A 13,336-nucleotide genomic window follows, 5' to 3' on the forward strand; every position below is an offset into this window, starting at 1 on the left:
CGGTCCAGTCGCGCGACCTAGCGGCGGTGGGCCGGGCGGGTGTCGCCACTGCCTGTCGCCTGCGCACGCGGGCGCAGGCGACTGACTGTGCCGGGAGCCGGTCATGGCTCCCAGTCCTGCGGTGGGTTGGTGCTGACATGGTTCCTGATAATCACTGTAGCCGCTGCTACGGCCTGCGTCAGGCCACCGATGCGCGCAGTTTGGCCTTGTCGGCATCCAGGCGCAGGGTGGCAGCGGCAAGGCCGGGTGCGGTGGCCTGCAAGACGATGCTGCCGGCGCTGCGCGTGCTCTGCAGCAGGGCCGCACACAGTCCATTGAAGGCCTTGCGTTGCGGCGCCTTGTCGTCCTCATGGCTGGCGGGGTCGCCGTTGCCTACGCCGATCAACCGCGCAGGGCCGCGCAGCGCGAACTGCACCAGGTTGTCGGCGGTCGGCACCAGGTGGCCCTGCGCATCGACGATCTCCACCTTGACCACCGCCACGTCTTCGGCATCGGCGCGCACTGCATTGCGGTCGCAGCTCAGGCGGATCGCTACCGGCTTGCCGGCCGTCTCGCGGCGTTCGCTGAGCACCAGGTTGCCGCCGCGATAGCCGCGTGCCTCGATCATGCCCGGTGCGTAGGCCACGCGCCATTCGACATGGCCGTAGGCCGGCACCTGCTGCAGGCCCTGGCTGACGCCGTTGACCAGCAGTTCCACCGCTTCGAGATTGCTGTGGCACCAGACCTGGACGCGGCCCTTGTCATCGGGCTGCAGCAGGCCGTCCCAGTTCCAGTGCGGGAACAGATGCAGCACCGGTTCGCTGGTCCATTGCGCGCGGTAGTACCAGTAGTTGTCCTTGGGAAACCCGCAGCTGTCGAGCACGCCGAACTGCGAGGCGACATTCGGCCAGCGGTTGTAGGGCGTGGGTTCGCCGCGGTAATCGAAGCCGGTCCAGATGAAGCCGCCAGCGATATACGGGCGCTGCGCGACATAGCTCCACCAGGCTTCGGCGGTGCTGGCCCACCATGGGTGGTCGGTGTCGTAGGCGCGGGTGTAGCCGCGCGCATCGTCGCGCCGGTAGTTGCCACGCACCGACACCGTGCTGCCGGTTTCGCTGCCGTAGATCGGAATGTGCGGATATTGCGCGTGGAAGCCATCCATCTGGCTGGTGCGGTAGTTGAAGCCGACCACATCCACGACCTGGCCGACGCCATCGCCAAAGCCCTTGTCCATGGCGAAGGTGGTGGGGCGGGTGGGATCGAGCTGGCGCACGCGTTGCTGCATGCGGCTGACGATGCGCGCGCCGCGCTCGGTGACCTGCTGCGGCTCTTCGTTGCCGAGCGACCACAGGATCACGCTGGGATGATTGCGCCCGCGCCGCACCATCGTCTCCAGCTCGCCCATGGCTTCGGGGTCGGTGGACATGCGGCGGGTTTCCTCGATCACGAACATGCCGAGCCGGTCGCACAGCGCGAGCAGTTCGGGCGTGGCCGGATTGTGCGAGCTGCGGTACGCGTTGCAGCCCATCGACTTGAGCTGGCGCAGGCGCCATTCGTGCAGGCTGTCGGGGATGGCGGTGCCGACGCCGGCGTGGTCCTGGTGATTGTTGGTGCCGTGCAGCTTGAGCGGCGTGCCGTTCAACAGGAAGCCGCGTTGTGCATCGAAGACGGCCGTGCGCACGCCGAACGGGGTGACCAGCGCATCCACCGCCTTGCCATCGCTGTGCACGCTGGTGGTCAGGCGGTAGAGCTGCGGGGTGTCGATCGACCATAGCGCCGCTTCGCCGAGTGGCAGGGTCTGTTCGACGAGGTGCACCTGGCCGGGTGCAACAGTGACCGCGGCGCTGGCTGCCTGTGCGACGACGCGTCCATCCGGCGCGGTCACGCGCGCCTGCACCGTGCACTGGCGCGGGGTGCTGCCGTCGTTGCGCACCTCGGTGGAGAGCTGCGCGGTGGCGGTGGCGCCTTGCAGCGTGCTGCGCACGAACACGCCGTCCTGCGGCAGATGCAGCGGGTCGGTCTTGTGCAGCCACAGATGGCGATAGATGCCGGCGCCTTCGTAGAACCAGCCTTCGCCCAGCGTGGCATCCACACGCACCGCAATCAGGTTGGGCTTGCCGTAGTCGAGCACCTCGCTGAGGTCGACCTCGAAGCCGCAATAGCCGCTTGCGTTGCGCCCGACGATGTGGCCATTGCAGAACACGATGCAGTCGCGGAACACGCCGTCGAACACCAGGCTGATGCGCTTGCCCAGATCGTCTGCGGGAATCTGCAGCACGCGGCGATACCAGCCCACGCTGGTTTCCGGAAAGCTCGTGCCCAGCGGTTTGTAGCCGTGCGCGGCGGCCGGATCTTCCTCGGTGATGGTGGCCGAGATCGGTTCCTGCCGGAAGGGCAGGGTGACGGCCCAGTCGTGCGGCAGATCCAGCAGTTCCCAGCCACTGTCGTCGAAGGCGAGTTGCGCGGCGGTGGCGGTGTCCTTGCCGGCCTTGGCGAAGCTGCGCTGGAAGGTACCGAACTCGAAGTCGCGCGCTGGGTCGCTGGCATGGCCCAGATGGAAGCGCCAGCCGAAGTCGAACAGCAGCCGTTCGCGCGGTGCCAGGGCTGCATCGCCGAACGCGGCAAGCGGCGTGGCGGTGTTACCTGCAGCTGGTGCTGCAGCGGCAATGCTGGGCAGCAACGCACCGGCCGTACCGACCGGGAGTGCGGCGCTTACGCCACTGGCGAGCATGCCGCGCAGCAGCTCGCGGCGATTGATGCCGGTCATGGCTGGGTCCTCTTGTCGGTATCCGCAGCGTTGCCTGACGTGCCCGCAGCAGGCTTGCTTGTCGTTGCAGGTACGCCGGTATACGGGTGGCGCATGAAGTCGATCGCCGGCAGCACTTCATTGGCGTGCTTGAAGTCGAAGAAGCTGGCGTTTTCCCACGACGAGCCGGTGCCCCAGCGTGTCTTGCAGCTGCTGCTGGTCCATGCCGGCTCCCAGTACACGACGCCGGCGCCGCCGGTGTCGATCACCACCTGGGTGAGATCGACCATGTAGCGGAGCTGGCCCTGCGGCGTGGCCGGGTAGCCGGGAATCAGCGAGTCTTGGCCGAGCAGATTGTGCGAGGTGTCGCCGGAGTCCAGCGTCCACGGATAGGCAGTTTCCACCACCACCACGTCGGCATCAAAACGGCCGCGCAGGCGCTTGATGGTCTTGCCCAGCTCGGCCATCGACTGGGTCGACCACTTGCGGTAGTAGCTGATGCCGATCAGATCGTAGTCGGTGACGCCGGCCTTGGTCGCGGCGGCAAACCACGGTTCCACATTCTCCGGCTGGGCGATATGCAGCATCACCCGCGGCTTGATCGCCGAGCGTGCGCCGATATCGCGTACCGCCTTGATGCCGGCGTTGAACAGCTTGGCGTTGCGCTGCCAGTCGATGGGGCGCTTTTTGTCCCACGGCTTGCTGTCCATCAGATCGGAATTGCTTTCGTTGCCCACCTGCACCAGCTCCGGCATCAGGCCGGCACGGTCGAGCGCGCTGAGCGTGTCATAGGTGAAGCCGTACAGCGTGCGTGCCAGTTCATCGGTATCGGTGATGCTGGCCCAGGCCTTGGGAATCAGCTGTTTTTCGCCGTCGGCCCAGTCGTCGGAATAGTGCAGGTCCAGCAGCACCTGCATGCCTTGCGCGCGTGCGCGTGCGATGGTCTTCTTGACGTCGGACAGGTCGCTGTAGCGGGTCCAGCGGGCATCGTTCCACAACCGCACGCGCACCAGATTGGCGCCGTGCGCATGGAACAGTTCGAACGGGTCCTTGACCACGCCGTTCTCGCGGTATTGCACACCGCATTCCTCCATCTCGTTGACGTAGGACAGGTCCGCGCCCAGATACAGCGTGGCGGGGGCCGGGGCGGCGTGTGCGAAGGTGGAGATGGCCAGCGCGAGCAGCGCGGGCGTCCAGAGGCGGCGTGTGGAGCGCATGCAATTCCTCGACAGATGAAACGCGGAGCGGGTGACCTGCCGCATGCGGCGGTGCCGTCGTGCGGGCGGTGCGCGCAATCACAACGTCAGTGACGCAGGCGATTGCGCACACCGCGCGCAGTGGTGGAGCAGGCGTGCAACAGCGGTGTCAGCGGTGCTTTAGAACTTGTAGGTCGCTTCCAGCGCGTAGCGACGGCCGAACACCTGATAGCCGCCGTCGTCCTGGTTGGCCAGACGGTTGGGCTTGTTGTCGGTGTAGGCGCGCAGCGGTTCGTTGGTGAGGTTGCCGGCCTGGAAGCGGAAACCGAGCTGCTTGCTGTACTGCCAGTTCAGGCTCAGATCCACCGTGCCTTCGCTCTGCAGCCGTGCCAGCCGCGCCGCATTCCAGCCGTACACCACGGTGTAGGGGCTGTGGTACTTGTAACCCACGCGCGCTTCGAAGCTGCCGTTGCTGTACCACAGGTCGAAGGTGCCGGTCTTGCGTGCCAGCCCGCTCAGCGGCAGCGGGTTGTCTTCCGGCGAGAATTCCTTGAGGTTGGAATCGACCAGCGAGAAGTTGGAATAGACGCCGAAGTTTTCCATGTGCGGGATGAAGTAGAACGGCGTCTGGAAGGTGAGTTCCACACCGTTGATATGCCCGCCGCCGCCATTGAACGGCGCACTGACCAGGTAATCCAGGCCGTTGATCACTTCGCGGTCGGTGCGGTAGCCGATGCTGGAATCCACTTCCTTGCGATACACCGCAATCGCCGCCAGCGCTTCCTTGTGGAAGTACCACTCGTAGGACAGGTCGACCTGGGTGGCCTTGAATGGATCCAGCTGCGGGTTGCCGCCGCTGCCGGTGAGCTGGCCGACGGTGACGTTGGGGTCGTCCAGGCGCCGGCCGGTGCGCAACTCGTCCAGCGGCGGACGTGCGATGACCTTGGCCACCGCAAAGCGCAGGATGCGTTGATCGTCGATCAGGAAGTTGACGGTGGCGCTGGGCAACACGTCGGTATATTCCTTGCTGTCGCTGCTGGCCTGCACGGTGGTGCCGACCGAATCGAAGCCGTCGCTGGTGGTCTTGGTGTTGACCAGGCGCACGCCGATGTTGCCGGTGACATCGGTGCCGAACAGCTGCGAGCTGAACACCGCCTTGGCGAAGGCTTCGCGCACGTCTTCCTTGACGTTCCAGTGGTCGAGCAACTGCTCGTCGAGCGTAGCCGGGTCGAAACCGCCGAAGCCGATCTGGGCGATGGCATCCATGTTGCCGCCGGTCAGCGTGGGCACGTTCAAGTCCGGCATGGTGACCGGATAGATCAGGCCCTGGTACGCCGAGATCGGCTGGTCGTAACCGGACTGGTTGCTGATGAAGCGGCGGTTCTGCTTCTCGCGGCGCGCGGCGCGTGCGCCGAATTCCAGTGAGGTGAACGCCGCGGCATCGACCGGGCGGCTGGCGTTGAGCGCCAGCGCGGCGATCTTGTCGCGCAGCCCCTGCGGCTCGGTCTGGCCGGCAATGCCCCACTCGGGCGTGTCCGAGCTGGTGCTGATGGTGGGGGTGACGCTGCGGCGGAAATCGAACGAGACAGTGTCCGGGTTGCTGCCGAAGCGCACCGCCTGCCAGGTGTTGTCGCGCTTGGCCTGCGAGAACGACAGGTCGCTGCCCAGCGTCCACACATCGCCGCTCCACTTGGCGTTGAGGCCGCCGGCAGTGAGCGTCTTGACCTCGTTGTAGTGACTGACCACATGGTCGACCTGCAGGTTCGAGTTGGCCAGCGTGCCGGCCACCACGTCGCCATCGACGATGGTGTAGGACGAGCCTGGCGTGGTGTACGGATTGGCGCCGGTCGAGAAGGTGCTGTAGGCCAGACCGTTGAACCAGTTCTGCAACTGGTCCTCGTCGATCTCGATACGCGAATACAGGCCGTCGAACTTCAACTCGAAGTTGCCCGAGCGCCATTGCACCGTGCCCATCGCACCGGTGCGGGTCTGCTCGGTGAGCTTGAGCTGGTCGGCCGCACCCCACGGGGTCGGGTCCACGCGGCCGTCGCCGTCCACATCACGCGAGGTGATGGCATCGGTATAGCCCCAGCTGCCGATCGAGGAGTTGGAGTTCTTCTGTTTCTGGTAGGTGGCACCCAGCGCAACCGCGAGGTTGTCGTTGATCTGGTGCACCCAGCTGGCACCGAAGCGGCTGCCCCAGGGGGAGTAGCCGTCCACGTCCTTGGCGTGGTCGTAGAACACCGGGCCGGCGGTGCCGACAAAGCCCGGGCCGGTGTAGTCCAGCGGGCTGATGGTGGAGATGTCCACCGTCGCGGCAAGGCCGCCGGCGACCAGGTCCGCCGACTGGGTCTTGTAGACCTTGACGGTGGAGACGATCTCGGTGGGAAACACTTCCCAGCGTACGGCGCGATTGGGTTCGGAGGAGGCGATTTCGCGCCCGTTGACGGTGCCCATGGTCATGCGCGGGCCAAGGCCACGCACGGTCGCCAGGCTCTCGTTGCCGCGGTCGCGGGTACCGTTGACGCCGGGCAGGCGCACCAGCGCTTCGGCGACGGTGACATTGGGCATCTGGCCCATGTTGTCGGCGGAGATCACTTCCATGACGTGATCGGACATCTGCTTGGCCTGCACCGCCTGATTCAGGCTGGCGCGCTGGCCGATCACGGTGATGTTGTCGAGCGTGACCGGCGGCGCAGCCGTGGTGGTGGCATCAGTGGCCGGCGGCGCGGCAGGCGCGCTGTCCTGTGCGTGCGCACTGAACGCGGTGGCCAGCACGCAGGCGATGGTGGTGCAGAGAACGTCGCGCACGGGGGTGCGGCGCAGGCGCATGCGCCGGCTGGCCGGGTGGCCGGTGTGGTGAACGGGCATCGTTTGATCCCTCCCAGGACAAAGTTACCGAATGAAATAGTGGCCGCTGGTGCGGCGCTGTGGCGCGGCTGCGCGTTGGCGTGTCCAACGCGGGCATGGCGGTTGCTGCGGTGTGGAGCTGATTGATCGTTTGCGTGACGCTGCGACGATGGTCGATCGCCTTGACGTCCCCCTGTCCTGCATGTGTCCGCTTCAGGGTAGAAGCGCAAGTCATTCCATTCCAATGAAGCATTTTGCGGGAGCTATCTCGCGTTGGAATGCTGCAGTGCAGCGGTAGCGTCTGCCCGGTCACAGTTGCGGTGTGCGTGGCCTGTACCGCGGACCAAGGTTGCCTGGTAGGCGCGACGGACCAGGGTTCTGCACTAGCGCGGGTGGGCAGATAACCTGGGCAATGCCGGAAAGGCGCGCTGCATGCAGTCGTTGCGTTCGCAGGTCAGGCAGCCGGGGCCGATCGGCACCGCATCGTCCACCGCGTCCAGATCCCAGCCGCGCGCATACACCAGTTGATCGGCATGGCGCAGGTCGCAGCCCATCGCCAACGCGAAAGTCTTGCGCGGGCGGCCGTAGCCGGGCGCGCCGCTGCTGACCTGGCGCGCCAGCCAGAAGTAGCGCCGGCCATCGGGCATGCGTGCGATCTGGGTCAGGATGCGGTCGGGCTGGTTGAAGGCCTCATAGACGATCCACAGCGGGCAGGCGCCGCCGACATGCGAGAAGTGGAAGTCGGTGGCCGAGTGCCGCTTGGACACGTTGCCGGCACGATCGACCCGCATGAAGAAGATCGGCAGCCCGGCCGCACCGCGCCGCTGCAAGGTGCTGAGCCGGTGGCAGACCGCCTCGAAGCCGACGCCGAAGCGATCGGCCAGCCATTCGATGTCGTAGCGCGAGCGCTGGGCGCTGCGCAGGAATTGGCCATACGGCATCACCAGCGCGCCGGCGAAATAGTTCGACAGCCCGATCCGCGACAACGCGATACGCTCGGCATCTTCGAAGCCGGCATCGGCGATGCGTGCGTCGAGCAAGGGCGCGCATTCCAGCAAGGCCAGTTGCGCGGCCATCTGGAAGGCCTGCTGGCCAGGGCGCAGATGCGCGGGCAGCCACAGCACGCGCGCCTGCGTATCCACACTGCGCTTGTCGCTGTGCAGATCGGGCGCGTCCTGCACCAGCAGGCCGTGGCGATCGGCCAGGCGTTGGCGCAGCCGCAGCGGCAGGTTGTCCGAGGTCAGGCCGAGTTCGGCATACAGCGCCTCGGCGCGCTCATCCAGTTCCGGCAGATAGTTGTGCGCGCGGTTGAAGTAATCGCGCACCTGCTCGCCCGGCGACAGCGAGGGCAGTGCGGCGTGGTCGGCGCCGATCTGTATTTCCAGTGCGGCGGTGCGCTCGAGCAGGTGCTGGTGGGCGCGGTGCAGGTCCAGCAGGGCCTGGGCCACCTGCGGCAGGTTGCCGGTGAGCACGCGCAGTTCGGCGGCCGAGAGGCTGTGGCCCAGGCTGCGCAGCGATTCGTCCAGCGGCTCGACCAGCGCGGCGGGGTCGTCCAGGTCGAGCAGGCCGTCCAGATCGCCCAGGGTGGCCTTGAGCCGCTGCTGGATTGCCAGGGTCAGGGGGCGCTGGTTGCGCTCGATCTGGTTGAGGTAGCTCGGCGACAGCCCGAGCCGGCGTGCCAGCTCCGCCTGGGTCAGGCCGTGGCGCTGGCGCAGCCGCTGCAGGCGCAGGCCGAGCTGGTGGCGGAGCGGGAGGGACGACTGCGGCATTCGCAAGATTCGCAAAATAGTGGCGGCAGCTTAGCGCGATTAAGCAGTCTCGGGCTGGGAATGCCAGGTCCCGGTGCGAACAATGCGAAGCATCCGTAGCGACCTTCTGCGAGCGACCCTGCAATGAGTGATTCCGTCCCGCGCGTTTCCCTGTTGATCGACGGCCAGTTCGTCACCTCCGCCAGCACCCACTGGCAGGACGTGGTCAACCCGGCCGATCAGTCGGTGCTGGCACAGGTGCCGTTCGCCACCACCGGCGAAGTGGCCGCGGCGGTGGCGGCGGCCAGCCAGGCCTTCGTGAGCTGGCGCAAGACCCCGATCGGCACGCGTGCGCGCATCTTCCTCAAATACCAGCAGCTGATCCGCGAGCACATGCCCGAGCTGGCCGCGCTGCTCAGCGCCGAGCAGGGCAAGACCCTGGCCGATGCCGAAGGCGATGTGTTCCGCGGGCTGGAAGTGGTGGAACACGCCGCGGCGATCGGCAACCTGCAGTTGGGCGAGTTGGCCAACAACGTTGCCAACGGCGTGGACACCTATAGCCTGCTGCAGCCGCTGGGCGTGTGCGCGGGCATCACCCCGTTCAACTTCCCGGCAATGATTCCGTTGTGGATGTTTCCGATGGCCATCGCCACCGGCAACACCTTCGTGCTCAAGCCATCCGAGCAGGACCCGATGGTGACCATGCGGCTGGTGGAATTGGCGCTGGAGGCGGGCATTCCCAAGGGCGTGCTCAATGTCGTGCACGGCGGCGAAGACGTGGTCAACGCGTTGTGCGACCACCCGGATATCAAGGCGCTGTCGTTTGTCGGGTCGACCAGGGTCGGCACGCACGTCTATCGGCGCGCCTCGCTGGCAGGCAAGCGCGTGCAATGCATGATGGGTGCGAAAAATCATGCCGTGGTGCTGCCGGACGCCAATCAGGAGCAGACGCTCAATGCGATGGTCGGCGCCGCCTTCGGTGCGGCCGGCCAGCGCTGCATGGCGGCGTCCACGCTGGTGCTGGTGGGCGAGGCGCGGCAATGGATTCCGGCGCTGGTGGCCAAGGCCAGGGGCCTGACCCTGGGCGCAGGCAATGCGCCGGGCACCGAGGTCGGGCCGCTGATCTCCTGCGCGGCGCGCGAGCGTGTGGAAGGCTTGATCGCCTCCGGCGTCGAGCAGGGCGCCACACTGGAACTGGATGGGCGCGCGCCCAGCGTGCCGGGCTTCGAGCAGGGCAACTTCGTCGGCCCGACGATCTTCTCCGGCGTGCGGCCGGGCATGCGCATCTACGACGAGGAAATCTTCGGCCCGGTGCTGGTGATCCTGGAGGCGGCCACGCTGGACGAGGCCATCGCCCTGGTCAATGCCAACCCCAATGGCAATGGCACCGCCTTGTTCACCCAGTCCGGCGCGGCGGCGCGGCGTTTCCAGGAAGACATCGACGTGGGCCAGGTCGGCATCAACGTGCCGATCCCGGTGCCGGTGCCGCTGTTCTCGTTCACCGGGTCGCGTGCCTCAAAGCTCGGCGACCTGGGCCCGTACGGCAAGCAGGTGGTGATGTTCTACACCCAGACCAAGACCGTGACCGCGCGCTGGTTCGACGACGAAACGCTGGGCCACGGCGTCAACACCACCATCTCCCTCAAGTGACACGATCGCCATGAATGCAGCCATCCAGCTATACGCCAATACAGCCGATTTGAATGACGAGCAGGAAGCCTTCCGCGCTGCCGCGCGCGACTTTGCCGACAAGGAACTCGCACCGCACGCCGCGCACTGGGATGCGGAAAGCCACTTCCCGCGCGAGGCGATCGCCAAGGCGGCCGAGCTGGGGTTCTGCGGGCTGTACACCGATGAGGGCGTGGGCGGCCTGGGCATGCGCCGGCTGGATGCCGCGGTGGTGTTCGAGGAACTGGCCACGGTCGATCCATCCACCTCGGCGTTCATCAGCATCCACAACATGGCCACCTGGTTGATCGCCAGCTACGGCAACGACGCGGTGCGCGCGCAGTGGGGCGAGGCGATGACCAGCGGCGCCAAGCTGGGTTCGTACTGCCTCACCGAGCCGGGTGCCGGCTCGGACGCGGCCTCGCTCAAGACGCGTGCACAGCGCGACGGCGACAGCTACGTGCTCAACGGCAGCAAGGCCTTCATTTCCGGCGCGGGCGCCACCGATGTGCTGGTGGTGATGGCGCGCACCGGCGACGACGGCGCGCGCGGCATCAGCGCCTTCGTGGTGCCCGCCGATGCGCCCGGCATCAGCTACGGCCGCAAGGAAGAGAAGATGGGCTGGAACAGCCAGCCCACCCGCGGGGTGAGCTTCGAGAACGTGCGCATTCCGGCCGGCAATCTGTTGGGCAAGGAAGGCGAGGGCTTCAAGATGGCGATGAAGGCACTGGATGGCGGCCGCATCAATATCGCCGCCTGTTCGTTGGGAGCGGCGCAAGGCGCGCTGGACGCCGCCCGCCGCTACATGGGCGAGCGCCGGCAGTTCGGCAAGAAGCTGGCCGATTTCCAGGCACTGCAGTTCAAACTGGCCGACATGGCCACGCAACTGGTGGCCGCGCGGCAGATGGTGCACACCGCTGCGCGCAAGCTCGATGCCGGCAGCCACGATGCCACCGTGTGGTGCGCGATGGCCAAGCGCTTCGCCACCGACGCCGGCTTTGCGATCTGCGACGATGCCTTGCAGATCCACGGCGGCTACGGCTATATCCGCGAATATCCGATCGAGCGCCTGCTGCGCGACAGCCGCGTGCACCGCATCCTGGAAGGCACCAACGAGGTGATGCGCATGATCATTGCGCGCCACCTGCTCAACGGCGAGGAGGAACTGCGATGAGCGATTGGGTAACACGCACGCATACCGGTTTACATGTCGAACGCGACGGCCATGTTGCCATCGTCACCTTGTGCAATCCGCCGGCCAACACCTGGACCGTGCACAGCCTTGCAGCCTTGCGCGATCTGGTCCGCGCGCTGGATGCGGACCGCAGCATCTACGCGCTGGTGATCACTGGCGACGGCGAGAAGTTCTTCAGTGCCGGCGCCGATCTCAAGCAGTTTGCCGATGGCGACAAGGCTGCTGCACGGGAGGCCGCGCGTCGCTTCGGCGAAGCCTTCGAGGCCTTGAGCGCGTTTCGCGGCGTGTCGATCGCCGCCATCAACGGCTATGCGATGGGCGGTGGCCTGGAGTGCGCGCTGGCCTGCGACCTGCGCATTGCCGAGCAGCACGCGCAGCTGGCCTTGCCGGAAGCCAGCGTCGGCTTGTTGCCGTGCGCCGGCGGCACCCAGAACCTGCCGCGCCTGGTCGGCGAGGGCTGGGCCAAGCGCATGATCCTGCTCGGCGAGCGTCTGGATGCCGCCACCGCGCACCGTATCGGCCTGGTGGAAGAGGTGGTGGGCACGGGCGAGTCGCGCGCCCTGGCCATCGCCTGGGCACAGCGCGCCGGCAAGCAGAGTCCGGTCAGCGTTGCAGCGTGCAAGCGCCTGGTGCAGTCCACCCGCCACGGCACGCATGCCGCCGCGCTGGTGGCAGAGCGCGAAGCCTTCGTCGACCTGTTCGAGCAGGCGGATCAGGCCGAGGGAGTGGCGGCCTTTCTCGAGAAGCGCGCGCCGCAGTGGAGCAATGGCTGATGCTGGATGTGAGCCTCCCCGAAGAAGCCCCGGTGTTGTTCGAACAACGCGATTGCGCCGACGGGCATCGCATCGGTATCGCCACCTTGAATGCGCCCAGGACGCTCAACGGCCTGTCCCTGCAGATGACGCGCCTGCTGGATGCACAGTTGCGCATCTGGGCCGACGATACCCAGATTGCCTGCGTGGTGCTGCGTGGCGCAGGCGAGAAGGCGTTGTGCGCGGGTGGCGATCTGCATGGTCTGTACCAGAGCATGCGCGCGCATCGCGAGGCGGTGCCGGATGCGCAGCAACGTCGCGCGCAACCGCAGGGCAATGCGCACGCCGCTGCGTTCTTCGAAGAGGAATATCGGCTCGATCATCGCATCCACACCTACCCGAAGCCGCTGCTGTGCTGGGGCCACGGCATCGTCATGGGCGGCGGTATCGGCCTGATGTCCGGCGCCAGCCATCGCGTGGTCACCGAGCGCTCGCGGCTGGCGATGCCGGAGATCAGTGTCGGCCTGTTTCCCGACGTGGGTGGCAGCTGGTTGTTGCGCCGCGTGCCGCACGGCGCCGGATTGTTCCTGGCACTGACCGGCGCGCCGCTGGACGCCAGCGATGCCATTTATGCCGGGCTTGCGGATGTGCGCCTGGAGCATGCGCAATACGCGGCAGTGCTGGACGCCCTGGACGCGCATGCCTGGACAGGCGATGCCAGCGAGGATCGCGCCCAGCTCGGCGCATTCCTGCACGGGATTGCGCAACCGCTGGAGCCGGGCCCGTTGCAGGTGCATGCGGCGCTGATCGCGCAATTGGTGGCAGGCCAGACGCTGCAGGAGGTGGTCGCCGCAATCCTGGCACTGCAAAGCGAAGATGCCTGGCTGCAGGCCGCGCGTGCAACGCTGGCAGCCGGCGCCCCCGGCTCGGCCCGCCTGGCCTGGGAGCTGCAACGTCACCCGGGCACCGGCACGCTGGCCGACACCTTTCGCACCGAGTACGTGGTGGCGCTGCATGCCGCCGCGCATGGCGACTTCGCCGAAGGCATTCGCGCGCTGTTGATCGACAAGGACCGCACGCCGCGGTGGCAGCCTGCCGCGCTCGAACAGGCCGACGCGCAATGGGCGGCGGCATTCCTGCAATCACCCTGGCAGCCTGCACGGCATCCGCTTGCCGATCTTGGTGCAGGTTGAGTCGCTGAC

General features: G+C 66.8%; 8 protein-coding genes. 4 read left to right on the plus strand and 4 right to left on the minus strand.

Annotated elements, in window-relative coordinates; genetic code table 11:
* Positions 1–178 precede the first annotated feature (178 nt).
* From galA to ACCQ04_RS06415, 4 genes are all read right to left on the minus strand, one after another.
* Entirely contained in the window at positions 179–2,746 is a 2,568-nt protein-coding gene (galA, locus tag ACCQ04_RS06400; protein WP_226426655.1) for a beta-galactosidase GalA, read from the minus strand.
* The gene (locus ACCQ04_RS06405; RefSeq protein WP_226426654.1) at positions 2,743–3,942 is read right to left on the minus strand and encodes a glycoside hydrolase family 53 protein; all 1,200 of its coding nucleotides are present in this window, start codon (positions 3,940–3,942) and stop codon (positions 2,743–2,745) included. Before ACCQ04_RS06405 ends, galA begins: the two co-directional genes overlap by 4 nt.
* Before the next feature lie 159 nt (positions 3,943–4,101).
* Positions 4,102–6,792: a TonB-dependent receptor gene (locus ACCQ04_RS06410; protein ID WP_226426653.1), complete on the minus strand. Its 2,691-nt coding sequence runs from the start codon at positions 6,790–6,792 to the stop codon at positions 4,102–4,104.
* 362 nt (positions 6,793–7,154) lie between these two features.
* The gene (locus ACCQ04_RS06415; protein ID WP_046342092.1) at positions 7,155–8,540 is read right to left on the minus strand and encodes a short-chain fatty acyl-CoA regulator family protein; all 1,386 of its coding nucleotides are present in this window, start codon (positions 8,538–8,540) and stop codon (positions 7,155–7,157) included.
* 123 nt (positions 8,541–8,663) lie between these two features.
* Between ACCQ04_RS06415 and ACCQ04_RS06420 the strand changes: the two genes are divergently transcribed.
* The 4 genes from ACCQ04_RS06420 to ACCQ04_RS06435 are packed head-to-tail and all read left to right on the plus strand — an operon-like array spanning position 8,664 to position 13,327.
* Entirely contained in the window at positions 8,664–10,169 is a 1,506-nt protein-coding gene (locus tag ACCQ04_RS06420; protein WP_065031849.1) for a CoA-acylating methylmalonate-semialdehyde dehydrogenase, read from the plus strand.
* A 10-nt stretch (positions 10,170–10,179) separates the two neighbouring features.
* Positions 10,180–11,361, plus strand: a complete 1,182-nt coding sequence (locus ACCQ04_RS06425) for an acyl-CoA dehydrogenase family protein (protein WP_184551569.1) — start codon at positions 10,180–10,182, stop codon at positions 11,359–11,361.
* On the plus strand, positions 11,358–12,155 hold the full coding sequence (locus ACCQ04_RS06430; RefSeq protein ID WP_226426652.1) for an enoyl-CoA hydratase: 798 nt from the start codon (positions 11,358–11,360) through the stop codon (positions 12,153–12,155). Before ACCQ04_RS06425 ends, ACCQ04_RS06430 begins: the two co-directional genes overlap by 4 nt.
* Positions 12,140–13,327 (plus strand): enoyl-CoA hydratase/isomerase family protein, encoded by a 1,188-nt coding sequence (locus tag ACCQ04_RS06435; RefSeq protein WP_226426651.1) that lies wholly within the window; start codon positions 12,140–12,142, stop codon positions 13,325–13,327. Before ACCQ04_RS06430 ends, ACCQ04_RS06435 begins: the two co-directional genes overlap by 16 nt.
* Positions 13,328–13,336: the final 9 nt, after the last annotated feature.

The sequence above is a fragment of the Xanthomonas sp. NCPPB 2866 genome, assembly GCF_041475745.2.
Lineage (GTDB): Bacteria > Pseudomonadota > Gammaproteobacteria > Xanthomonadales > Xanthomonadaceae > Xanthomonas > Xanthomonas arboricola.